The sequence below is a fragment of the Insolitispirillum peregrinum genome (assembly GCF_900156605.1).
GTDB classification, from domain to species: domain Bacteria; phylum Pseudomonadota; class Alphaproteobacteria; order Rhodospirillales; family Rhodospirillaceae; genus Insolitispirillum; species Insolitispirillum peregrinum.
In genome coordinates this window covers 144909-170161 of the sequence record NZ_FTOA01000002.1, presented here as the reverse complement: position 1 = coordinate 170161, position 25253 = coordinate 144909, and the positions used below count along the sequence as shown (strand labels likewise).

The following is a 25253-nucleotide window of genomic DNA, read 5'->3' as shown; positions in this document are numbered from 1 at the left end:
AAAAAAAAAAGACCGTGTAAGAGCACGACCTGTGCATATCCTGTCTTCGTTTTCACCGCCGACATAAGGAACGCTCCGTGACCCAAGCAGCCTCGACCAACAAGCCATTCCTTCGCGCTCTGGCGGGAGAAACAATGACCCCCCCGCCGTTCTGGCTGATGCGCCAGGCCGGACGCTATCTGCCGGAATACCGCGCTACCCGCGCTGCGGCAGGCAGCTTCCTTGACCTGTGCTATAATCCCGAACTGGCCTGTGAAGTGACCTTGCAGCCGCTACGGCGGTATCAAATGGATGCCGCCATCCTGTTCTCGGACATTCTGGTGATCCCGGATGCTTTGGGACGTTCGGTTGCTTTCAAGCAAGGCGAAGGGCCGGTGCTTGATCCGTTGAGCGGAGCCGCAGACGTTGAGGCCCTGTTGGTTTCCAATGTACGGAGCCATTTGAAGCCGGTTCTCGAAACCGTCAGCCGCATCAAGGCGTCCCTGCCGGAAAAAACCGCGCTGATCGGCTTCTGCGGTGCCCCATGGACCGTTGCCACCTACATGATCGAAGGCGGCTCTTCAAAGGATTACGCCAAGACCAAGGAATGGGCCTATGGCCGTCCGGCGGTGTTTCAGGCGCTGATCGATATCCTGGTTGAAGCCTCCAGCGATTATCTGATTGCCCAGATCGATGCCGGCGCCGAAGCGGTGCAGATTTTCGACAGTTGGGCAGGGGTGCTGCCGGAAGAAGAATTCCGCCGCTGGGTGATGGCACCGATCAAGGCAATGGTCGAACGGGTGAAGGCGGTCCATCCGACCGTGCCGGTAATCGGCTTCCCGCGCGGAGCCGGGCTGCTGTACGAAGATTTCGCCCGCGAAGTCGGCTGTGATGCGGTCAGTCTGGATACCACTGTTCCGCTGGACTGGGCGGCGCGGGTGATTCAGCCGCTGGTCACGGTTCAGGGCAATCTTGATCCGATTCATCTGGTCAGCGGTGGCGAAGCAATGGACCGCGCCATAGATCGTATTCTCAACACCCTGGGGCGTGGGCCGTTCGTGTTCAATCTGGGCCATGGCATCACCCCGGCCGCCCCGCCGGAACATGTTGCCCGTCTGGCCGAGCGTATCCGCGCGTTCCGCTAACGCTGTCCTGAAGACATCAAGGGGAACAAGGACGTGGAGCGCTGCTCCACACCTCGCTGGGGCCAGTCGGCCCCAGACCCCATTCCTTTGATATTGAAAAAAACAGACATTCCGGGTCTCCGCCCAACAGAGGATTTACAAGACCATGGGAAAACTCGCTGTCGTTCTGTTCAACCTGGGTGGCCCGGACCGCCCCGAAGCGGTTCAGCCGTTCCTGTTCAACCTGTTCAATGATCCAGCAATCATCGGTGCTCCGAATCCGATCCGCTGGGCGCTGGCAAAGTTCATTTCCAGTCGCCGGGCACCGGTCGCGCGGGAGATTTACGCCCATCTGGGGGGGAAGTCTCCATTGCTGGAGCAAACCCAATCGCAGGCGCAGGCTCTGGAACAGGTTTTGAAGACGGCAGGTAGCGATCAGGTGCGGGTGTTCATCGCCATGCGCTATTGGCATCCGATGACCGCCGAGACGGTGGCCGAGGTGAAGGCGTTTGCCCCCGATCGGGTGGTGTTGCTGCCGCTGTATCCGCAGTATTCGCGGACCACCAGCGGCTCGTCGCTGAAGTTGTGGGCCGAGGAAGCCAAACGACAGGGACTGACCTGCCCCAGCCAGAGTATTTGCTGCTGGCCGACGATGGACGGCTTTGTCAGCGCCATGGCGTCTTCGGTTAGCGAGGCGGTTCACCGGCTGGCCAGCCACGGCGAACCACGGGTATTGTTCTCCGCCCATGGTTTGCCGAAAAAGGTGATTGCCGGTGGTGATCCCTATCAGTGGCAGGTCGAACAGAGCGCGGCGGCAATCGTCGAAAAGATGGCTCTGCCGGGGCTGGACTGGCAAGTGTGCTACCAAAGCCGGGTTGGACCACTGGAATGGATCGGGCCTGCCACTGAGGCGGAAATCCACCGTGCCGGGGCCGATGGCGTGCCGCTGGTGGTGGTGCCGCTGGCCTTTGTCTCCGAACATTCGGAAACGCTGGTTGAACTGGATATCGAGTACGGCGCGCTGGCCACCGAAGCCGGTGTTCCGGCCTATGCGCGCGTTTCAACGGTCCAGAGCAGCCCGACCTTCATCGATGGTCTGGCCGGGCTGGTGCGACAAACCCTGAGCAACGGGGCGGCACTTCAGGCTGAACAGCAGCAAAGAGTGTGCCCGGGCCAGTTTGGCAATTGTCCCTGCAAGGCAGGATAACAGGAGTTCAGTGATGCTGTTCGAGACCTTTTCCACCCCTTACCTATGGGTCAAGTGGGTGCATATTGTATCCGTCATCACCTGGATGGCTGCGCTGTTTTACCTGCCTAGGTTGTATGTCTATCACGCGCAGCTTGACCTTGCGACCGACACCGGCAAGGCGCAATCAGAGCTGTTCAAAGTGATGGAGCGCCGCCTGTTGCGCGGGATCATGAACCCGTCGCTGTTCGCCGTTCTGATTTCCGGAGCCTTGATGGCACCGAACTGGATCAGCCATGGCTGGCTGCATGCCAAATTGCTGATGGTGCTGTTCATGCTGGGCTGCCACGGTGCCTATGCCCGCTGGCGGAAGGATTTCGAGGCCGACCGCAACCAGCGCAGCCACAAATTCTACCGCATTGCCAACGAGGTTCCGACCATCCTGTTATTGATCATTGCGGCAATGGTGGTGGTCAAGCCTTTCTGATTGTCCTGAACTGCTCGGGGCCTGAGGCCCCGAACCCCCATTTTCTCTTTAAAAATCAAGTCAATGGGGTCTGGGGCCTCAAGGCCCCGGCGAGGTTTGGAGCAGCGCTCCATGATCTTTTTGTTTTTTGTCGCGTACTGTGATCTGACGCAGGTGCGCTGGTCTAGCAAAAGGCTCCTGTTTCGGCAGGAGCCTTTTTTGCATCCCAGGCAGCAAAAAGCTGCCGTCTTTCATACGAATATATTGACAAGATGGCCGAGGACGCCTAACGCTAACATGCAGGTCCAAGTGCGGGGCAAAGGTTCCGTCTTGTGTCTGGTATCGCCTTTCCTTTTCCCGCCATGTCCCTGTCGTCTGCGATTGGTGTTTAAAAGCCCTGCCGGTCCGTTTGATCGCAGTCAGCACCCAGCAGCACGGGCATGGGCGGTTTCCCTTTTTTAATCATCAGGGGTGTTCGCACCAGTCGCGTACACGCCCCCTATGTTAATGGCAGACCAATATGCATCTTCAGGAGCTGAAGGCCAAAACCCCGGCCGAACTTTTGGCTTTTGCCGAAGAACTCGAGATCGAAAACGCCAGTTCCCTGCGCAAGCAGGACATGCTGTTTGCGATCCTCAAGGCTCTGGCAGAACAGGATACCGCCATTTACGGCGACGGGGTTCTGGAAGTCCTGCAGGATGGCTTCGGCTTTCTGCGCTCCCCCGACGCCAATTATCTGCCCGGCCCGGATGACATTTACGTCAGTCCCAGCCAGGTCCGCCGCTTTGGTCTGCGCACCGGCGATACAGTCGAAGGCCAGATCCGCTCGCCCAAGGACGGGGAACGCTATTTCGCCCTGCTGAAGGTCAATGCGATCAACTTCGAAGACCCGGACAAGGTTCGTCACCGGATCAACTTCGACAACCTGACCCCGCTGTATCCGCAGGAAAAGCTGCGGCTTGAAATCGACAATCCGACCCGCAAGGACATCACGCCGCGGGTGATTGAAATGGTGGCCCCGCTCGGCAAGGGGCAGCGCGGCCTGATCGTGGCGCCGCCGCGCACCGGTAAAACGGTGATGCTGCAGTCGATTGCCAGTTCGATCGAAGCCAACCACCCGGAAGCCTATCTGATCGTCCTGCTGATTGACGAACGCCCGGAAGAAGTCACCGACATGGCCCGCACCGTGAAGGGTGAAGTGGTGTCGTCAACCTTTGACGAACCGGCCAGCCGTCACGTCCAGGTCGCCGAAATGGTGATCGAAAAAGCCAAGCGCCTGGTCGAACACAAGCGCGACGTGATCATCCTGCTGGACTCGATCACCCGTCTGGCCCGCGCCTATAACACCGTGGTGCCGTCATCGGGCAAGGTGCTGACCGGTGGTGTGGACGCCAACGCCCTGCAAAAGCCCAAGCGTTTCTTTGGCGCGGCGCGCAACATCGAAGAAGGCGGCTCGCTGACCATCATCGCCACCGCGCTGATCGACACCGGGTCGCGCATGGACGAAGTGATCTTTGAAGAGTTCAAGGGCACCGGTAACTCGGAACTGATCCTTGACCGCAAGCTGGCCGACAAGCGCACCTTCCCGGCGATTGACATCACCAAGTCCGGGACCCGTAAGGAAGAGCTGTTGGTGCAGAAGCAAGACCTGTCGAAGATGTGGGTCCTGCGCCGTATCCTCGCCCCGATGGGGACGCAGGATGGCATGGACTTCCTGCTCGGCAAGCTGCGCGATACCAAGAACAACGCCGACTTCTTTGACATGATGAATAACTAGGAGCAGGGCCCAAACAAGGACGTGGAGCGCTGCTCCACACCTCGCCGGGGCCGTGAGGCCCCGGACCCCATTTTGTTAATCACCAGAGAAATAGGGGCTGGGGTCTTGACGGTTAGGTTAGATCAATACCGATCACCGCCAGCCGTATTTCATGGTTCATCCGTTTTTCAAGCTCACGGGCCTGCTGTTGCAGATGGGATATCAGTGCCGTGAAATCCAGCATGATTTCGCTTTGCTTGTTTTCCCACCTGCGGGCCTTGTTCATTGTGATCAGCAGACACCCTGCCCGACACCTGTCATGCTGCATGTACTGACCAACCAATTGGTTCTCAAGGGCCTGTTCAAGGTCTTTTAGAGAATATTCATTGTTGGCCAGCTTCATTTCGATAACGGCTTGGGCATCTGAATGACGGGACAACAGACGGATATCTGTTTTCTTGCCATTGACGACCTCAGCTTCCCGGTCAACATGGTAGAGGTTGTTTTCCCGCTCCTGTAGCCTTTTGGCGAACCAGACCTGCATGTCCTTTTCTTGGTTCATCGCTGCAAGGTGGAAACGTTCAGAAAGTTCGTGGGCGGCAATCTCGTGCTGAAGGTCGGCAAGTCGGTCGATCATCAAATCGAACATGCCGTTGCGATTGATGGCAATACCCTCACCCCATTTTTCCAGCTGTGCGACATTCTGGTCCTGATACGCCGGGCCTTCAGCCTCGCTGGCTGCTTTTTCACGGGCGAGTTGGTCGATACGATCCTTCAAATGGGCGAATAACGGGTCTGTCCGTAGTGTTTGCTTCACTGCCCATGCCGCTGGGCCTGTCCGGTTCAGCAAGGCAGTCAGCACGGCAGATCGACCGTGTTGGGCGTTTTCCCGCAGGGTTGACCTGTGAGCCCCTGTTCCTATCCACTCGACATCATCAGAAACACGTACTTCTTTATAGGCGATCTGAACCAGTGCCAGCAGCATCTCTGGTGTCATTTCTGGATTGGACAGGTCAAAACAAAGACGGCTGTTATCCCCGGGGGAGCAGGTGGAAAGCAACGTCTGGCACAAACGGGATCGCACTGTTGGATCGAGTGCTGCGAGATTGTTGGTCAATGTCTCGATGGCCACTTGAGGGGCTGTCTTCAACAGCAGAACAAGCCACAGTGGTGCGAACGGGGTATCAAGTCCTGCGCCGAGACGGCTTTGGGCCAAGGCGATCATGGCAGAGGGATCAGTGGTGTTGCTGATTACAAAATGAATCACTCGTTCGATATGGTGATAAAGGTGAGTCGTGTCGTGCTCGTCAGAAGCCTCAATGGATTTTGCGGACAGCCAATTCCACACGCGCGGAACAAAGAACTTTCGGACAGCTTCATCAGCGGACACAAGCGCCTCGAAAAAAGGTCTGGCGGTAAAACCTCTCACATCGTCAAGCTGAAGCGATAATTCTATGCCAAGTGTTGCATCAACTGCGTTTGGCCAGAAGGTGATCAGCTCATTGAGCCAGGCAGGAACCTCGCTCAATGCCACACAGGCCAGACGAGCAGCCCGTTCTGCGGTATCACGATCCAAAGAATGTACCCAATCAGGCTGTTCAGCCTCGGCATACACGCCAGCAAGTGCCAGAATCCATGAATTGCGCTGCTCCTCTGGCTGTTCACTGGGGAGCCGTGGGTCAATGGTGCGCCAATAGGCGCAAAAGGCTTGCCGGACTTTCTCGGCAATCTGCTCACTAAAATGCTCAGTGATTATCGATCGGTCCCAACGGTAGAACCAGACAGGCTCTTGGAGGATGCAGCCAGAAACCTGCACAAAATCCTGAATAATTTCCGGAGGGTTGTTCTTGGAAAAGTAGGCATCCGGATCATCCAGCAGCTCAGCCCGCCAAATCTCCCTCGAGGCGATTGCCTTCTCTTCTTCAGCCTCACGCGCAGCCTTTTCTTCATCCCACTTTGCTATTTCCATCGCATATCTGGTGTTGGACTGAGCTGGGACGAGCCATGGTTCCAGTTGATCGAGCCAATCAGGCTCCTCTTTCGCAGCCTCCCGGATTGCCTTTTCCCGTTCTTCGATTATCTGACCATCACGGCGGAGCATCCAACAGGCATGTTGGAATGCGGATGTACGGGTGTCATGGGCCAGTGTCGCATCGGCAATGATCTCGATCAGCCAGTCAAAATCATCGTGGCTCCGGGGATCGACTGTTGAGTCATAATGACCATTTTTCCTGGGACTGCCGTTATCAGACGCAGGGATATGGGTGGTGTAAAAGTCCACTTCGGCACAATACGCCGCTTTTCGCCAGCGTGAGGGGGCTTGACGGAAAAAGCTCTGCAGGGCCTCGACAGGCTGCTGATTGCCAAGCTTTTCATCTTGCAGGCGAACTGCAATCACGGCCGCAGACACAACATCCGCTGCTGGAGGCCGTGTTATATCGAGGTGTTGCTCGCACAGTACCGCCAGAGCCGCCGACAGGTGAGAAAACCGACTGGTAAAATATGGCCAGTCATCACTGGGCTCGATATGGGCCTCGATCATGCGGGCAAGGGATGTGCGGAGTGCCGTACTCTGCTCATCGCTAAGCCCGAGCGTAGGTATCAACTGTGGCAAAAACCTATCAAGATTACCTCCATCTTCCTCAGCAACAACAATTTGGCCCAGCAAGGTCGCGAATTGCTCACTCGACATGTGCCGGGGAAATACCATGCCGAGCACGCCTCTTTTGACCGATGATGGCCAGTGAGGGTCTGTCAGAAGGGAGCTGACCACAGGATCAAGTCCTCCCGGTTCGGTCATCTCTGTCAGCACGTTGAAGGCGGCAATACGGTCCGCTGGGGAAGCCGCAGAATCGGTTACCACCCCCAACGCGATATCTTGGCAGTCCTGCATCCGGCCTGCCAGAATCAGGGCAAGCAGCAGCTTACGGACATCCGGGCTGGTCTTGCCCTCCCACCAAAGCTGTCGGACGGTCGGAGACAAATCAGGCGACGCAAAGCGCAGGACTTGTGCAGTGGGGATATGGATGCCGCGCCATGTGTCTTTCTGGTATCGCTCTACGTATGCCGTCAGGATGCGTTGACGGGTACTGACCGGAAAGCGCTCGGGGTCGCCATCGTCCATCAGGGCCGCAGGGTCACGATGGAGCATTTCGTCCCGGACAGCATCGTTCGGGATTGACAGCCAGGTGGCAACGGCACGCATCGACGGGAAAACGAACTGTTGCCCATAGCAATCCCCGAACAGCAAACGGAAGAGTGCGGAGCGGTTTATCCTGTTGTTGCGGCAGAGCCACTCAAGCCGCTGTGCGGCCAGAAACTCCGATGCCGAGCGGTGATGGAAACGGACCCGGCCATAACTGGCCGGGCCAAACAGGGGGCGTTGCAGCAACTCTGCCTGCTCGTTTGCGGTCCAGTCGCCCAGGATGATCGTGGGGTCTATTGCCGCCTCTTGCTCAATGTCATCAAGCGAGAGATCAGAAAAGCGGATGGTCCGCTTGCGCGTTAAAATCTGGGCAAGGGCGAGCCGTTCGGCCCCTTCCCGTGCTCGTTCAGGGGATAGGGTGGTGTGTTTCTTGCGGTTGCCCGTTTCCCGCAATTTGTGGCGGATATCTTCTTCGATCTGCTCCGACCGGGTGCCAAGTCGCCCGTGTTCCCGCCAATAGGAACAAATTTCGATCAGTTCCTGTGGCCGTCGGGCGAAGTCCCAAACATGTTTCCGCTCGATTTCCTGCATCAGACCTACCGGGTCTGTCACGCCGCAGGTAGTAGCAAGGTGCTCAACGTGCTGTTGGCTTAACGGGGTAAGCTTGACAATCAAGACCCCGCCTTCTGGAACAGGAATTTTGCGTTTTTTCCTGGCTTCAACCTGTGCGTTGCGCGTTTCGCCGCTGATCAGACGCCTGAAGGATTGCTCTGGAGTGTCGATGATCTCCGGCTCGGAGCGGGGAGGATCAACATGCAATTCGCCTGCAACAGCATCAAAATCCAGCGTGATTGGTCTGCTGGTCACAATGATGCGGGCACGGTGCAGGTGTTCATGAATCTCGCAAGAAAATTTGCACAGCGCTTGCCGGAAATCACCGTGGGAGAGAAGAAGCTCGTCGGCAGAATCGAGAAAAAAGTACGCTTCCGGGTGTTTCCCGGCGAGCCAGTCCTGATACCGCCTCCTATGAGGCGGGTCGAGCAACATGCTTAACCCGGTGCTGGCAATCCCCTCCAGAGTCAGGAAAAAAGCGGCCTTTCCCTGCTCAAACAATCGCTTGGCTTGCTGTTGGCATTCATATGTCTTGCCCGCACCTGCTGCTGAAAGAATCAGGACTCTGCGGGCATCATCCAGCAGATGATCCCAGCCGAAGGTCTCTCCCAATCTTATTAAATAAATATCAGGATCGGTTGTCGCTTCGCATGTCAGGGTCTGAAAGGAGCGACTAAGGCTGGTATTTCCAGACTGTATTGGTGCTTTCGTCATTATCTCTCACAGGATACGACAGCAAGGGAACAGGAGTGGGGACCGCTCAAATCCTTCGGGGCCTCAGGCCCAGATCAAAAATGTCAAAGTCATGGGGTCCGGGGCCTCCAGGCCCCGGCGAGGTATGGAGCAGCGCTCCACGTCCTTGCTGCCCTACTGACTGGCCCACACCACCCGCGCCAGCCACCACAGCGCCCGCACATCCAGCTCCTCTTCCGGGGTATCGGCCACGCCCAGCGGACGGACAGTCAGGCGGGTGGCGGTCTGGCGCAGCAGCTCGCAGACGCGGACGCCGTTATCGCGCAGAGACAGTACCACCCGGTCGCCCCGCCGCAGGGGAAAGCCGCTGGCGAGATCGTGGGGGACCAGCAACAGGCGGTCGCCGTCGCGGTACACCGGGCTCAGGGCATCACCGACCACTTCCAGAGCATAGCTGCCGTCAGTGTCTGATGGCAGGGTGACCGCATCCCATTGCGGAGCGGCCCGGTCGGGGGTGCCGTGGGGGGTGAACACACCGGCTTTTTCCGCATGATCCAGCCGGATCAGCGGCAAGGTGCGGGGAGCCGTCCCCGCAGGATCATTGCTGTGGATCAGACCCGCCAGATCACTGAGCGAACTGTTGGTGACCATCAGGATTTTGGACAGGCTTTCGGTTGAGGGCCACCGAAGTTTGCCTTCACTGATGCGTTTGGATTTGTTGAAGGTGGTCGGGTCCAGTCCGGCGGCTTTGGCCAGGCCGGAAACGGAATAACCATGGCGGCGGGCCAGGGCGTCAATCGCCAGCCATAAGTCCGCATGGGTCAGCATTGCCCGACTCCCCCCCATTCCTGTCTCACCAGTGGCCCGCTGTTTCCCCCCATGCGGACCACTGGTGTTTTTCCGGTATCAGGCCGAGGCGGCCAGACGGCGGGTCAGCGCCTGCCCCATTTCATCGGCCTGACGAATGGCGTGGTTGGCCCGTTCGACCATCGACTGCAGCACTTCGATATAGCGCTTCATGGTGTCGGAAACGGTGCGGAACTCGCTTTCGTGACGACCGGCGGCGGCAGCTTCGATGGCGATGTTGGTGGCGATACCGTTCGACTGGTCGGCGACCTGCCGGATGCGACCGGCATGGCCACCCAGCTTGCGGGCATTGTCCATCATCTGCCCCAGCAGGGCGGTGGCGCTGGCCAGGGCTTCGGCTTCGTTGCGCTGTGATGACTCATAGCCGTCGTTGGCGGCGGTTTCGCGGATCTGGCGCAGGGCTTCGAGGTCTTTGGTGGTGCGGTCGGACAGGTCGTTGGTGGCGATCTTCAGCGCGCTCATTTCCTGTTCCAGACGGTTCAGCTGGGACACCAGCTGACGGGTGTACTGGGTCAGCGCGCGCACTGCCACCCCGGCAGTCCCGGCACGACCGGCGGCCAGTTCGGCGTTCAGCGACAGGATGCGCATGTCTTCGGCCAGCTGGTTCAACCCCTGAAAGGCCTGAAACGCGCCCATGCAGTGGGTGGACAGGGCTTTGGCGCCTTCATCAAGGGACAGGGCCCGGGCGCGGGTGCTGCTCGCGCCGGGGCGGGTAGCAGGGGCAGAACTCGGCAAAGAGGACATGACGCACGCTCCACGGTGAGATCAAAGGTTTCAATCAAAAAGGCACGACTGCGAACCGTGACCCCCGATCACCATTCGCATCATCCCGGTCACCCCGTCGCCCTGGCGGGCAACGTCCTGACTGGCACGATCAGCGCGTTAGGATAGCGGGGGTGCTTCGAGTGGCAAACCAAAAAAGTGCATCCCTACCCGCTTTTCCATACTCTTGTATGCGATGGTTCCGGGCCAACTGTGCCAAAGAGCACAGAAGGGTGCTTGAGAAAACAGATTGTCACTATTCATCAATAATCAAGACCCGGCGGAGACAGGAAAATTCCGCCCCCGCCAGTCCCGTGGCTCAGTCGTCCAGATGGGCCTTGGTATCTTCGATCACCGACAGCACGAACCGGCCAAAGGAATCAAGACGGGCCTTCAGTGGCCATTCCGGGGCCTGACGCAGGGCGTTGCCCATCGCCAGGATCAGCGCCGCCATCACTGCGTCCTGAATTTCCGGGTCGATGTCGGCCATCACGTCATCCAGCCCGGCGATCAGGTCCATCACCCGCTCGGCATCGGCCGGGGAACGGACAGGCACGGCCACCACTTCTTCGCCATCGTCGGTTTCAACGGTCAGGGCAACGGCGGCCACATCGGCATCATCGTCGGGGGTCACGGGAGTGTCGTCAGTGTTCATCAGAGGAATCGTCCAGTAAGAAGGCCGCATGCCGGCGGCAGGAAGGCCAGTAAATCACTGCTTTTGCGCCGGGTCCATCGCCATCTGACAGAGGGGGCATGACGCTTTTGTGCCTGTCAGGCTCTGGCGGAACAACAATTGTTTCGCAAGTGCGAAAAGAATGGGGAGAACGGCATTCCCCTCTGGGATTGTTCCCTTGTGTTGAGTAGGATAGCAGGCAAGAAACGGTAGCCGTCACCGGCCATTACCCAACGGGAGGGTTCGCCACCATGAGTCGCCCAGTGATCATCAGCTGCGCCATCACCGGTAGCCGGACCCGCAAGTCCGATCACCCGGGGATTCCGATCAGCCCGAGCGAGCAGATTGAAAGCATCCATGCCGCCTACGAGGCCGGAGCCAGCATGGTTCACCTGCACGCCCGTGACGACGACGGACGGCTGTGCAACAGCCCCGAACGTCTGGCGCCGGTGATCGAGGGAGTGCGCGCGCTGTGCCCGGAAGTCATCATCCAGATTTCGACCATGGGCCACCACGCGGACCCGAAGGTGCGCGGGGCGGCGCTGGCCCTGAAACCGGACATGGCGAGTCTGATTCCCGGCTCGGTGAACTATTTCGATACCATCCTCGACAACAGTCCGGCGATGATCGAGGGGCTGGCCGGACTGATGGAACAGTACGGTGTCAAGCCGGAGTTCGCCGTTTTCGATCTGGCGATGTTGTACAATGCCAAGGGGCTGGTCCATTCCGGGTTGGCACGGGAACCACTGCACATGCAGTTGCTGTTCGGTATTCCCGGTGCCCTGCCCGCCCTGCGGCATCTGCTTGATACGATGGTGGCCGAACTGCACGACCTGTGTCCGGAAGCCACCTGGACCGCAACCGGTGTCGGACGGCATCAGGAAACGGTGATGGACTGGGCGCTGTATCGCGGTGGTCACCTGCGCACCGGACTGGGCAACACCGTCCGCCTGTCGCCGAACATGCTGGCCGAGGATAATGCCGATCTGGTGCGCCGGGCTGCCGGCCACTGTGTGTCGGTTGGAGCCTTTGTTGCCAGCCCGGCCCAGGCGCGTGACATTCTGGGGCTGCCTGCCGTCCCGCCGCCGCCGTCGGTTCGCGTCAAGCCCAAAATCGGCTGACCGGATCAGGTCGTTTCCGGCCCTGTCATCGGCTGTCCATGCCGTTTGCGCATGGCCCGGCGTTAAAACTTCCTTTGGCTTCTTTCATCAGCGCCCGTAAACTGGAACCATCCCAATGCATGGGACAGGATACCGATAACGGGGGCCATGATGGGGCACTATGGGGCATACGAGAAAGTGACGCGCGGCATTCGCATCACCGTTCGTCCCGTCTATCTCGAAGAACAATCCGAACCGGCGTCACACCACTACGTCTGGGCCTATCAGGTGCGGATCGAGAACAAGGGTGATGAAACCGTTCAGCTGATTAACCGCTACTGGAAAATCACCGATGCCAACGGTGCCTTGCAGGAGGTGCGCGGTCCGGGAGTAGTCGGCGAACAGCCGGTGCTGGAACCGGGGGATTCCTATGAATATACCTCGGGGACGCCGCTGCAGACGCCGTCTGGCCTGATGCATGGCTGGTACGAAATGGAAAGCGATGCCGGTGAACGCTTTCAGGCTGAAGTCCCGATGTTTTCCCTCGACAGTCCCTATGAACGGCGAGCACTGAATTAACGCCGTCGTTGCGACAGGAAAACGTCTGCACCCGACAAGGGGGCCATTTTCCCCCTTTTTTCTTGTTGACTGTCGCCCTAGGTAATACAGCAGCCCTGTTGTCGGCCAGAGAGGGATTTTTCCTCGGTCTGGCAGCGGGCTGAAGTTGACAATGTACGTCGGCTACTACAGCCCAAGGGTCTGGCTGACGCTGACAGGAGATTTGATGTGACCGTTTCCTCTCCCTCTCCCCGCCCGACCGATACCCTTGCCCCGACCCGTGAGGACGCCGAAACGGCCGTGCGGACGCTGCTGCGCTGGGCCGGAGATGATCCGACCCGTGAAGGTCTGGTGGATACCCCGGCCCGGGTGGCGCGCGCCTTTGAGGAATGGTTTGCCGGTTATGGCTCGGACCCGGCCGAAGTGCTGCGCCGGACCTTTGAAGAGGTCGAAGGCTATGACGAAATGGTGGTGTTGAAAGACATCCCGTTTGAAAGCCACTGCGAGCACCATCTGGCCCCGATCATCGGCTATGCCCATGTGGCCTACATTCCCCGGCGGCGGGTGGTGGGGATCTCCAAGCTGGCGCGGGTGGTGGAAATCTATGCCAAGCGCTTGCAGATTCAGGAAAAGATGACCGCTCAGGTGGCCAACACCATTCAGGAGGTTCTGGACCCGCTGGGGGTGGCGGTGGTGATTTCCGGCCAGCATCAGTGTATGACCACCCGTGGCGTACACAAGCATGGCGTTTCGATGGTCACCAGCCGGATGCTGGGGGCGTTCCGTGATGACCCGTCCACCCGCCGGGAGTTCCTGGCGATGATCGGCAATCCGAAATAATGTCCCCCCGCCCGGCCCCCTCCCCCATGCCGGACGACAGTGAACAGGGCCTCGACCATTTGGGCCTGATCGCTGAAATGATGCAGGAGTTCACCGGCAGCGGGAACTTTGAACGGATGGTGCATCGGGGGCTGGCACGGGTCAGCCGTCATCTGGGGGCCGAGGGCTCGTCGCTGTTCCTGACCGAGCCCCGGCGCGGGATCACTGCGCCGGACCCCACGCCGGATATTGTCTGTTATGCCTGCCATGGGCCGGTGGATCACAGCGGCTTGCGGCTGGCGTGGGGGACCGGCCTGATTGGCCGCTGCATCGCCCGCCACCAGAGCCAGGCCGTTGACTATGTCCATGGCGACCCGCCCCCCACCGATGAACAGATCTGTCTGTTGCTGGGCGGCGATCCGGGGCTGACCCTGCGCTCGCTGCTGATTGCGCCGCTGACGCTCAATGGCGAGGCGCTGGGGGCGGTGGCGCTGGTCAACAAGGGTGATGGCGAGCCGTTCAGCGATGCCGATGAGCGCTTGCTGATTGCCCTGTCATCGGCGGCGGCGCTGGGGATCATCAATATCCGTCTGGCCCGGCAACTGGCAGAGCAGGAGCGTCTGCGCCACGAGCTGGAGCTGGCCGCCGACATTCAGCGCGGCCTGTTGCCTGCCGCCCGCGATGATACGTTCCCCCTGCACGGGCTGAATGTGCCGCTGTCGCAGGTGTCCGGCGATTTTTATGATGTGGTGGTGCTGCCCGATGGCCGTCTGTGGGGGACGGTGGCCGATGTGTCCGGCAAGGGGTTGAATGCCGCCCTGTTGATGGCAAAAACCTCATCGCTGTTTCGCTGTCTGGCCAAGGACAGCCCGACGCCGACCCCGGCGGCCCTGCTGGCGCGCATTTCGGAAGAGCTGTGCGAAACCGCCTCGCACGGGATGTTCGTCACCATGGCCTGTCTGCTGTACGACCCCCGCGACCAGTCGGTGGTGATCGCCAATGCCGGTCATGAACCACCACTGATCCATGATCCGGTGGGCAACAGCTTTACCCCGCTGACCGTTGGCGGGCCGCCACTGGGCATTTTGCCCGGCCTGTTTGATCCCCACGATGCACAGCAACCGGTTCAGCAACGGTTGACCCTCCCCCCTGGGGCGAGCCTGATTCTGCTGACCGATGGCCTGACCGAGGCGGCCAACAGCCGGGGGGCAATGCTGGGCGGTGATGGCCTGCGCCCGTTGCTGTCGGCAACGGCTCCCCTGCGCGGACAGGACCGTCTGCATGCCCTGTTTGACCTGATTGGCGAAGCCGGATGGAACCGGCGCGATGACATGACGGTGCTGACCCTGACGCCCTCGCCTGCGCCCTGCTGGCGGCTTGACCTGCCTGCCGTTCCGGCCAGCCTGACCATCCTGCGCCGTTTCATCCACGCCTGCGCCAGTGTGTTGCAGGCGCCGGTAGACTGGGCCGACGATCTGGTGCTGGCGGTGGACGAGGCCGCGCAGAACATCATCCGTCACGGCTATGGCGGTGGTGACGTTCAGCGGCCAGTGTGGGTCGAGGTTCTGCCGCAGGCGGCAACGACTGACGCCGCCGGAGCGGTGGTGGTGCGCCTGCACGATGATGCTCCGACCGTTTCGCCCGCCATCCTGACCCCGCGGGAGCGGGCCTCCTTGCGACCGGGGGGACTGGGATTGCATTTCATCACCGCCCTGACCGATGCCTGGGAGCTTGAACCTCCTCCCGTGCCACACGATGACCGGCCTCGGGCTGGCGTTCCGCACGGAAACTGTTTACGCTTGGTCAAGCAGCGTCCTGCCGCCTCGATGCGGGTGGCGGTGCAGGAGACGAAGAAGGACTGAACCATGGCAAGCGTTGAAATCCGGCATGACAGCGGTGTGGCCATCGTGGCCCTTGCCGGAGAAATTGACTTGCAGACCTCGCCGTCGGTGCGGGCCGCCATCCTTGAAACGCTGGCCCTGAAGCAGCCGATGGTGATTGATTTGACCGCCGTGCGCTATATCGACTCCTCTGGCGTTGCCAGTCTGGTCGAAGGCTTTCAGACCGCCCGCCGTCAGGGCAGCGCCTTCATTCTGGCCGGGGTATCGGCCAGCGCGATGCGGGTGTTCCAGCTTGCCCGGCTGGATCGGGTGTTTGCGCTGGCCGAAACGGTTCCGCAGGCGCTGACGCAGGCCAGACGGGGCGCGGCATGAGCGCACAGTCTTCAGCCCATTCCGCACCGCTGCGCTGGATTTCCCGCCTGGGGGAAGCCACCGTCCACGGTGTTACGGAACTCGGTTTTGCTTCGGTCCTGCTGGGGCAGTCGCTGTTCTGGCTGCTGCTGGGACGACAGCGCCGCCAGCCGGTGCGCCTGTCGGCGATGGCGGCCCAGGCGATGGAAATCGGCGTTCTGGCCTTGCCGATCGTCTCGGTGCTGGCCCTGACCATCGGGGCAATGCTGGCGATTCAGGGGATTTATACCTTGCGGATGTTCGGCGCCGAAAGCCGGGTGACGCTGGGGGTGGCGCTGTCGGTCACCCGCGAATTCTCGCCGCTGATCACCGGCATTCTGGTCGCTGGCCGCTCGGGGTCAGCGCTGGCCGCCCGGCTGGGGACAATGAAAATCAGTCAGGAAGTCGATGCCCTGACGGTGATGGGGATCAATCCGGTACGCTATCTGGTGGCCCCGGCGCTGGTGGCGACGGTGGTGATGTTGCCGCTGCTGACCCTGTGGGCCGATCTGGTTGCCCTGCTGGGGGCCGGGCTGTATGCCTCGGTCGAACTGGGGATCAGCCTGTCGGCCTTTGCGCAGGATACCCTCGCCGCGCTGCATCCCAACGACCTGCTGCATGGATTGGGCAAGGCCCTGCTGTTTGCCGTGCTGATCGTGATGGTCGGGGTGGTCAACGGGGCGATGGTGACCGGCGGTGCCGAAGGCGTCGGGCGGATGACCACCCGGTCGGTGGTGCACGGCATTGCGGCGATTGTCATCACCGACATGCTGTTCGCTTTTGTGCTGACCCGTTAGGAACCCTCCATGAGCACAGAGAGCGTCATTGCGGTCGAATCCCTGGTCACCCATTACGGCAGCCGCCAAATCCTGAAGAACGTTTCCCTCGAAGTCCGCGCCGGGGAAATTCTGGTGATCATGGGCGGATCGGGGTCGGGGAAATCGACCCTGCTCAACCATTTGCTCGGGCTGCTGCGGCCAACCTCGGGGAATGTTCACATTCTGGGGCAGGACATCAACACCATCCCCGATATCGAACTGACCCTGCTGCGGCAAAAGATCGGCGTTGCCTTTCAGGGCGGGGCGCTGTTTTCGTCGCTGTCGGTGCTGGAAAATATCCTGCTGCCACTGCGCGAACACACCCGGCTGGACCGGATGACGATGGAAATCATGGCCCGCCTGAAAATGGAAGTGGTCAATCTGGCTGGCTTTGATGCCCTGATGCCAGCCGAATTGTCCGGCGGGATGATCAAGCGGGCGGCTTTGGCCCGCGCCATCGTGATGGACCCGCGCATCCTGTTTTGTGACGAACCGTCTGCCGGGCTGGACCCGGTGGTTGCCGCCCAGATTGATGACCTGATCCTTGATTTGCGCGATGCGATGGCAATGAGTGTGGTGGTGGTCACCCACGAGCTGGACAGCGCGTTCAAGATTGCCGACCGCATCTGTGTGCTGGATCAGGGGGAAATTCTGGCGATTGGCAGTGTGCCGGAAATTCGCGCCCACCCCAATGAACGCATCCAGAATTTGCTGAACCGCCGGGTCAAACCGGTGGACCTTGACCCGGAAGAATACTTGCGCCGTCTGACCGGCGGACGGCTGTAAGGAGCCTGAACACCATGACATTTCTCGACATGACGCTTTTTGCCAATGGGGGCCGGATATGACCGACAGCCGTATCAATTACACCGTTGTCGGCAGCTTTGTGCTGGTGATGCTGGTGGTGCTGGTTGGCATTCTGGCGGCGATGGTGGGCCGGGCCGGGTCAACGGACAGCTATTACACTGTCTATAGCAATGTTGGTGGCCTGAAGTTCGGCACGCAGGTGTTGTACGAAGGCTATCCGATTGGTCAGATTGAAGAGATCGTCCCGCAGCGCAGCGGTGCCAGCACCCGGTTCAAGGTGGTGATGTCGGTGAAGGAAGGCTGGGCGATCCCCAGGGACAGTCTGGCCCGCATTGCGGCATCGGGGCTGTTGTCGGCGGTGACCATCAACATTACCGGCGGCACACAGGACGAGATGATTACCCCCGGCGGTGAAATTCCGGGCAAGAGCGGTGGCAACATCTTTGCGGTGATGTCGGACGTGGCAGGCGAGGTCACCGAGCTGACCCGTGGCGGCATCAAGCCGTTGCTCGACACGCTGAACCAGATGGCGGGGAATGCCAACAGTCTGGCCACCAGCGACATTCCGGCGATTGCCGCCAACCTGCGCAAGGTGTCCGAGGCTCTGGCCGAGCGGGCACCGGAAATTACCGCCAACGTTGCCAGCATGACCGGCAAGCTGAACGAGGAAGTCCTCAGCAGCCAGAACGTTGCCAGCCTGCAGCGGGTGATGGATAACGCCGACAAGGCGACCGGGCAACTAAGCCAGATCGCCGGTAATCTGGGAACGATGAGCACCGAAGTGCAAAAGCTGGTTGAGCAGCTCGATACGATGGTCAGCGAGAACCGCAGCGATATCCGTGGGGCGGTGAAGGACATGCGCTATTCGCTGGATGCAATCTCGCGCAACATCGACAGCATCACCTACAACATGGACTCCACCACCCGCAACATGGCTGAATTCAGCCGGTCGGTGCGGCAAAATCCGGGGCTGTTGCTGGGCGGCAAGCCGCAGCGTGACGAGGAGAAGCGGTGATGAAACGGGCTATAATGGCGAACAACACCGGGCTTGCCGTGCTGGCGGCGGTGGGCATGGCGGTTCTGGTCGGTGGCTGTAGTCAGGAGCCGGTTCCCAAGGACGCCTTTTACCGGCTGGAGGTGGCCTCCCCGGCCTCGCCCCTGACGGCAAAGGCGCGGTTTGATGGAGCGGTGGAAATCCGTCCGTTTGCCGCCGATGGTTTGCTCAGTCAGCGGGCGATCGTGTTCAGCCAGCAGAGCGGACCGTCTCCGACAGACAGCCCGCTGGAGCAATACAGCTATCACTTCTGGGCGGAAGCCCCGCCGCAGGCCCTGCAAATGAGCTTGACCAGCAGCCTGCGCAACAGCGGTATTTTCCAGACCGTGGTAACGCCGGAATTGCGGGTGATGGTTGATTATGAAATTCAGGGGCGGCTGATCCATTTTGACCACCTGCGGACCGCCACATCTGCGGCGATGGACGTCGAGCTGGAGCTGGGCCTGACCCAGCGCAAGGGCTTACGCCTGATACATCTCAAGACGTACCACGTTCGTCAGGACGCCCGGGACAGCAGCGTTCAGGCCGCCGCCGAGGCGGCCCGCGATGCTTTGCGACAGATTTTTGGACAGTTTGAAAGCGATCTGTTGCAGGTCGACTCGTTGGCTTCAGCAGAACAGAGTGGACGCAGCAAGACAAATCGCTAGGGATTTGATCTCTGGTGAGACATTTTTTACTGTGATGTTAAAGGCATAAACGAACAGCGTTTATGCCTTTAATGCTTTATGGAGTCAGAATTTATTTTTTGTGGTTGGCCATGAATACTACCCTGCCGGGCGGAATTTGTAGGGGCATGCAACGGTGGCGTCTTTTCACAATGGAAAATACGTCCTATAAAAAAACTCAACCATACGTTCTCGTATGGCCAGTGGTGGTATCAGCCTCTGGTGCCATTGTGTTCCTGCCCTCCCAAGACGAGTTACGCCCATGGTTGCCGCACCCGCACCGCTGATCCCATCCACCGCTGCGACCCGCCTGCCGGACGGGGCTGCCCTTGCGGGCGTCAACGGGCCGGTTATCGACGGTATGCAGGCATCCCCGACCGTACCGTCGGCCTCGGTGCTGCAGTATGGCACCTATGACCGGGTCGGGAACGATCTGGTGATCCACGGCCCAGCCGGTGAACAGGTGGTGGTGGAAAATTATTTCCATGGTCATACCCCTGCAACCCTGCATGCTCCCGGTGGCTTTGAACTGGCGGGCAAGACTGTCATGGCCCTGGCTGGAGAGCATGCGCCGGTACAGGTGGCCGATGCCGGGGGCAACCAGCAACTGGCACAGGCCGCCAGTCCGATCGGGACTGCTGACAAGCTGAACGGTACGGTGACGGTGACCCGGGTTGACGGATCGGTGGTCACGCTGCAGGCCGGGGATGTGGTCTATCAGGGTGATGTCTTGCAGACTGCCGATGGCTCCAGCATTGGTCTGGTGATGGCCGATGGCACGGAATTGTCGCTGGGCAGCAAGGGCCGCATTGTCCTTGACGAGATGGTCTATGATGCCGGGAACGGTACAGGCCACAGTTCGGTCAGTCTGGTCTCCGGGGTCTTTTCATTCGTCTCCGGGCAGATTGCCAAATCATCCCCTGATGGCATGCAGATCAAGACGCCGGTTGCCACCATCGGCATTCGCGGGACATCCGGCACCATCCAGTTGGGCGATCTGGCGCTGGACAATGACAGCCAGATCCGGGTGATCCTGATCCCCGACCCGAACGGGACGGTGGGCGAAATCCAGATTACCACCATGGACGGTCGCACCAGCACCCTTAACACCGCCTTCAATGGCCTGAACATCGGCCAGAGCACCCTGCAAAGCTTCACCATGACCGTCCACGACTTTGTGGGCCAGTACGGTTCGGTGATCCAGAACCTGCGGTCGGATTTCTCGTCATCGCTGGGGCCGATCAACAATACCGCCCCGGAACAGAACAACGCGCCGCAAAACAACACGCCGGCACCGGGGGAAAACAAGGGCAGCGATGCGTCCGGAACGGAGAAGGACAGCTCTCAGCAGGCATCGTCTTCCTCTGGTGCCGACAGCAACCAGAATGCTCAGGACAGCAGCAGCGCCCCGATCAAGGTGGTGCTGACCGACACCATTGTCACCAAAACCACCACCAGCGCCTTTTCCACCACCACTGACAATGATACCCAGACCGCTGGCGATTCATCCGGCAGTTCGACCGGCAGCAGCAGCACCGGGCAGAGCGGTTCGACCGGCACATCGACCGGCAATGTCTTCAACAATAACGACAATTCTCTGAACAGCTCCACCAGCAGCGGCAGCGGCACGTCGGGTGGCTCGACCGGTTCGGGGTCTTCCGGTGGAGACTCGAGCAGCGTCAGCTACAACGGCAGCGTGATTGACCCGCATGTGTCGGGGGCAACTGTGTTCATCGACTATGACGGTGACGGCATTCTGGACAGCAACGAGCCCAATACCGTTACCGCCAGCGATGGCTCCTACAGCCTGACCGACAGTCTGGGTATTGGGGGACAGGTGGTTTCGATTGGTGGGGTCGATACGGTGACCGGCCTGAGTATCGGCACCTTGACCGCTCCCAGCGGGTCCAGCACGGTCACGCCACTGACCACCCTGATGCAGAACCTGATCAGCAGCGGCGCTGCCTCGTCGGCCAGTCAGGCGCAAAGTCTGGTCGCCAGTGCTTTGGGGCTGAATCTGTCCAGCATCAACCTGACCAATTATGACCCGGTCACCCAGTTGAGCGGCAGCAGCGCCACTCAGGCATCGCTGATCCTCAGCACCGGGGTGATGGTGCAGAACGTGGTGGCGATGATCACCGCCACGCTGGTCGGTGCCGGAGCCAGCGAAAGCAGTGCTCTGGAGGCGGCCTTTACCGCGTTGGCGACGGCGATGGACGGGGCCAGTGGCCGGTCGTTCCTGCAAGATGCCTCGGCGATCTCTTCCATCATCAGCGATGCCGCCAGCGACAGCAGTCTGAGTGGAACCATCGATGCCAGCAAGGTTGCTGCGGCCCAGACTGCGGTGGCCCAGACGATCAGTTCGCTGTCTGCGGCGATGGAAACCATCATTTCTTCCGGTGGCAGTGCAACAGCGTTGCTGGAGGATCTGAGCGCAGCAGCCCGGGTAGCCCAGCGTGATGCTCAGGCTGATATTGCGGCTGCCGTTGCCGACGGGACGGCGGAGACTCTGAGCAATACTTACTCATCGTCCTCGATTGCCTCCCTGATTGCCCAGGCCAGGGAAGAAGAGGTTTCCACCAGCGGGCCGATTGAAGGCACCAGTGGTAACGACAGCCTGACCGGCACCAGCGGGGCCGATGACATTCAGGGCAATGACGGCAACGACTGGCTGTCTGGCGGTGCAGGCAATGACCGTCTGTATGGCGGCAACGGCAATGACACCCTGCTGGGTGGGAGCGGGAATGATCTTCTGAACGGTGGCAGCGGCATTGATACCGCTGATTATGGTGGCAGTAGCGCCGCCTTGACGGTCAATCTCGCCACCGGCAGTGCCACCAGCAGCGAGGTTGGAACAGATACCCTGTCATCCATCGAAGTGGTGATCGGCGGCAGCGGCAATGACAGCTTTACCGGTGGCAGCGGGGCGGAAACGTTCTTTGGCGGTGCGGGCGACGACACCTTTATCGCTTCGGCAGGCGACGATGTGCTGAATGGCGGTGACGGCACCGACACGCTGGACTTCGGCGGGGTAAGTGCGGCGGTCACAGTCAATCTCGCCAGCGGGACGGCCAGCAGCACCGCCACCGGCAGCGACAGCCTGTCATCAATTGAGGTGGTGATCGGCGGCAGCGGCAATGACAGCTTTATCGGTGGCAGCGGGGCGGAAACGTTCTTTGGCGGCGCGGGCAACGACACTTTCATCGCCTCGGCAGGCGATGATGTGCTGAATGGCGGTGACGGCACCGACACGCTGGACTTCAGTGCGGTGAGTGCGGCGGTCACCGTTAACCTTGCCAGCGGCACGGCCAGCAGCACCGCCACCGGCAGCGACAGCCTGTCATCAATTGAGGTGGTGATCGGCGGCAGCGGCAACGACAGCTTTACCGGTGGCAGCGGGGCGGAAACGTTCTTTGGCGGCGCGGGCGACGACACCTTTATCGCTTCGGCAGGTGACGACGTGCTGAATGGCGGTGACGGCACCGACACGCTGGACTTCAGCGGAGTGAGTGCGGCGGTGACAGTCAACCTTGCCACCAGCACGGCCAGCAGCACTGCCACCGGCAGCGACAGCCTGTCGTCGATTGAGGTGGTGATCGGCGGCAGCGGCAACGACAGCTTTACCGGTGGCAGCGGGGCGGAAACGTTCTTTGGCGGCGCGGGTGACGACACCTTTATTGCGTCGGCAGGTGACGACGTGCTGAACGGCGGTGACGGCACCGACACGCTGGACCTCAGTGCGGTGAGTGCGGCGGTGATAGTCAACCTTGCCAGCGGCACGGCCAGCAGTACTGCCACTGGCAGCGACAGCCTGTCGTCGATTGAAGTGGTGATTGGCGGCAGCGGCAACGACAGCTTTACTGGCGGCAGCGGCGCAGAAACCTTTTTTGGCGGAGCGGGTGACGACACCTTTATCGCCTCGGCCGGCGATGATGTGCTGAATGGCGGTGACGGCACCGACACCGTGGATTACGGCAACACCAAAGTGGCCCTGACTGTCAACCTTGCAAATGGTACCGCCAGCAGCAGCGAAAGTGGCAGCGACAGCCTGTCGTCGATTGAAAAGGTAATTGGCGGCAGCGGCAACGACAGCCTGACTGGCAGCAGCGGTGCAGACACCCTGCTTGGAGGGGACGGCTCCGACACCCTGATCGGCAATGGTGGTGCTGATGTTCTGTCAGGGGGCAGCGGTAACGATACCCTGACCTACACTGGCAGTGAAGTGAGCCTTGATGGTGGCGATGGCTCGGACCGTTTGCTGTTGAATGCAGGCAGTTCGGTGGCGTTGGGCAGTCTGGTCGGGGTGGTCAGCACCATCGAGATCATTGATCTCGGGAACCACGAAACAACCCTGACCGTTACGGCGGATGATGTCTCGTCACTGATTGGCGGTAGTGACTGGTTCATTGTTGATGGTGGCAGCAGTGATGTTCTGGCCCTGTCCGGTGAATGGTTGAGTGGCGATATCATCACCGTTGATGGTGTTACCTACGACAGCTATGTGCAGGATGGCACGCTGATTCTGGTCGGGCAGGAACTTACGGTCGAACAGATCATTCCCGCCGTTGGTGAAGTCCTGAATGTCGAAGGCAGTTCCGTGCTGGCCGGAACCTATATCCATCTGGGGATTGGCTCGGACGGCTATCTGGGGGTTGGCAGTGGCGTGGTCAGTGAAACCGGCTGGGAAACCGCCAGTGGAGGCCTGAGTATGGCTGTCGACACTGATGGTTTTGATCAGGGTGATGCATCGGCAACCGGGGATTATTTCCTGCCGGGAACGCCGGTCGAAGGCTATTCCATCGGCTATGTCACCACCAGCGGCACAACGGTTCTGTCGGCGCACTACGCATCCTCTGCCGCAGTGAACGGCAGCACCTCGGCTGAAATTGATGGCACCGATCTGGTGGCAACCACCACGGCGACCAGCAGCGACGGTGCCCTGTCGATCAGTCAGGTTATCACTCTGGGCAGCGATGCCACCTATTATACGACAACGGTGACCCTGACCAATCTGACCGAAAGCACGATGAGCTCGATCCGCTACATGCGGAACGCTGATCCCGACATGGATTTCGACCTCCATCGGACCTATCTGTCGGTGAACGATGTTCTGGCCAATCCGTCGGAGTCCGGTGTTGCCGCCGTTCAGGCCAGTGGTCCGGTCAGCGGTGACCATGTGCTGTATTTCAGTGACAGCAGCAGCGCCCGGGCGTCGGCAAACGGGTTTGAAAATACCAATCCCTATGCCGACAATGTTTATGGCTCACCGAGCGATCCGAACGGGAGCAGCGATGACATTGGCATCAATATGGTGATCGACGGCGGGACGCTGGCTCCGGGGGCAAGCGTGACCGTCAGCTATGTCACCTCGCTGAATGTGGCGACCAACGGGCATGATTTCCTGGTCGGAACCTCGGCGGCCAATGTGCTGGATGGCGGCAACGGCAATGACATCCTGTGGGGGCTGGGAGGCGCTGACACCTTGCTGGGGGGGAATGGCAGCGATACCCTGATTGGCGGGCTGGGCAATGACCTGCTGACCGGGGGCAATGGTCCTGACACCTTCCTGTTTACCGCCGGGGTGGGCGACACGACGGCGGCCCGTATTGCGTCGCTGGGGACGGATGTCATCAGCGATTTTACCCACGGTGTGGACTCGCTGGTGCTGGATGGCGAGACCTTTAACCTCGGTGAAGCCTTTGCCTATCTGGAACAGGGGAGCAGCCTCAGCGATGCGGCGGTGTCGTTTGGAACGGGCAGTGGTGTGATTGTTGTTGGCTCGGACAGCGGAGAGGGTGGGGTAGAGCTGTGGTTCACCACCGACAGCTCGGCGGCAACCACCAGCAACAGCTATCAGATTGCCACCCTGCAACAGGCTGACCTGTCAACGGTCAGTCAGAGCGACATTCATGTCGGTTAGGTGTTTAGAGCGTTTTCA

General features: G+C 60.1%; 18 protein-coding genes. 14 read left to right on the top strand and 4 right to left on the bottom strand.

What is annotated here, in order from left to right:
- The first annotated feature begins 77 nt into the window (after positions 1-77).
- From hemE to rho, 4 genes are all read left to right on the top strand, one after another.
- Positions 78-1124 (top strand): uroporphyrinogen decarboxylase, encoded by a 1047-nt coding sequence (hemE, locus tag BW995_RS04755; RefSeq protein ID WP_076399060.1) that lies wholly within the window; start codon positions 78-80, stop codon positions 1122-1124.
- Positions 1125-1269: 145 nt separating this feature from the next.
- Positions 1270-2310 (top strand): ferrochelatase, encoded by a 1041-nt coding sequence (gene hemH / locus BW995_RS04750; protein WP_076399059.1) that lies wholly within the window; start codon positions 1270-1272, stop codon positions 2308-2310.
- Positions 2311-2323: 13 nt separating this feature from the next.
- Entirely contained in the window at positions 2324-2776 is a 453-nt protein-coding gene (gene hemJ / locus BW995_RS04745) for a protoporphyrinogen oxidase HemJ (RefSeq protein ID WP_076399058.1), read from the top strand.
- 499 nt (positions 2777-3275) lie between these two features.
- Positions 3276-4532, top strand: a complete 1257-nt coding sequence (gene rho / locus BW995_RS04740) for a transcription termination factor Rho (protein ID WP_076399057.1) — start codon at positions 3276-3278, stop codon at positions 4530-4532.
- Between the two features lie 112 nt (positions 4533-4644).
- Here rho and BW995_RS04735 read toward each other — a convergent pair whose 3' ends face one another.
- The 4 genes from BW995_RS04735 to BW995_RS04720 all read right to left on the bottom strand — a co-directional run bounded on the left by BW995_RS04735 (position 4645) and on the right by BW995_RS04720 (position 11245).
- A complete protein-coding gene (locus tag BW995_RS04735) occupies positions 4645-8982 on the bottom strand; it encodes an NACHT domain-containing protein (RefSeq protein ID WP_139332765.1) in 4338 nt (1445 codons plus the stop codon).
- A gap of 153 nt (positions 8983-9135) precedes the next feature.
- Complete coding sequence (locus BW995_RS04730; protein ID WP_076399055.1) at positions 9136-9789, bottom strand: S24 family peptidase; 654 nt, start codon at positions 9787-9789, stop codon at positions 9136-9138.
- A gap of 78 nt (positions 9790-9867) precedes the next feature.
- Positions 9868-10572 carry a hypothetical protein gene (locus tag BW995_RS04725; protein ID WP_076399054.1) on the bottom strand — a complete coding sequence of 235 codons (705 nt, stop codon included), beginning with the start codon at positions 10570-10572 and terminating at the stop codon, positions 9868-9870.
- 337 nt (positions 10573-10909) lie between these two features.
- Positions 10910-11245 (bottom strand): hypothetical protein, encoded by a 336-nt coding sequence (locus BW995_RS04720; RefSeq protein ID WP_076399053.1) that lies wholly within the window; start codon positions 11243-11245, stop codon positions 10910-10912.
- A gap of 269 nt (positions 11246-11514) precedes the next feature.
- Between BW995_RS04720 and BW995_RS04715 the strand changes: the two genes are divergently transcribed.
- The 10 genes from BW995_RS04715 to BW995_RS20395 all read left to right on the top strand — a co-directional run bounded on the left by BW995_RS04715 (position 11515) and on the right by BW995_RS20395 (position 25235).
- Entirely contained in the window at positions 11515-12384 is an 870-nt protein-coding gene (locus tag BW995_RS04715) for a BKACE family enzyme (protein ID WP_076399052.1), read from the top strand.
- A 150-nt stretch (positions 12385-12534) separates the two neighbouring features.
- Positions 12535-12942, top strand: coding sequence for a Co2+/Mg2+ efflux protein ApaG (apaG, locus tag BW995_RS04710; protein WP_076399594.1), 408 nt, complete (start codon positions 12535-12537; stop codon positions 12940-12942).
- A gap of 207 nt (positions 12943-13149) precedes the next feature.
- Positions 13150-13761: a GTP cyclohydrolase I FolE gene (gene folE / locus BW995_RS04705; protein WP_076399051.1), complete on the top strand. Its 612-nt coding sequence runs from the start codon at positions 13150-13152 to the stop codon at positions 13759-13761.
- A gap of 26 nt (positions 13762-13787) precedes the next feature.
- Complete coding sequence (locus BW995_RS04700) at positions 13788-15602, top strand: ATP-binding SpoIIE family protein phosphatase (protein WP_175616989.1); 1815 nt, start codon at positions 13788-13790, stop codon at positions 15600-15602.
- Between the two features lie 3 nt (positions 15603-15605).
- The gene (locus BW995_RS04695; RefSeq protein ID WP_076399049.1) at positions 15606-15953 is read left to right on the top strand and encodes an STAS domain-containing protein; all 348 of its coding nucleotides are present in this window, start codon (positions 15606-15608) and stop codon (positions 15951-15953) included.
- Entirely contained in the window at positions 15950-16768 is an 819-nt protein-coding gene (locus tag BW995_RS04690; RefSeq protein ID WP_076399048.1) for an MlaE family ABC transporter permease, read from the top strand. Before BW995_RS04695 ends, BW995_RS04690 begins: the two co-directional genes overlap by 4 nt.
- Positions 16769-16777: 9 nt before the next feature.
- Positions 16778-17575, top strand: coding sequence for an ABC transporter ATP-binding protein (locus BW995_RS04685; RefSeq protein WP_076399047.1), 798 nt, complete (start codon positions 16778-16780; stop codon positions 17573-17575).
- 58 nt (positions 17576-17633) lie between these two features.
- A complete protein-coding gene (locus BW995_RS04680; RefSeq protein WP_076399046.1) occupies positions 17634-18611 on the top strand; it encodes an MlaD family protein in 978 nt (325 codons plus the stop codon).
- Positions 18611-19297: an ABC-type transport auxiliary lipoprotein family protein gene (locus BW995_RS04675; RefSeq protein WP_084194590.1), complete on the top strand. Its 687-nt coding sequence runs from the start codon at positions 18611-18613 to the stop codon at positions 19295-19297. Before BW995_RS04680 ends, BW995_RS04675 begins: the two co-directional genes overlap by 1 nt.
- 280 nt (positions 19298-19577) lie before the next feature.
- Positions 19578-25235: a FecR domain-containing protein gene (locus BW995_RS20395; RefSeq protein ID WP_175616988.1), complete on the top strand. Its 5658-nt coding sequence runs from the start codon at positions 19578-19580 to the stop codon at positions 25233-25235.
- Positions 25236-25253: the final 18 nt, after the last annotated feature.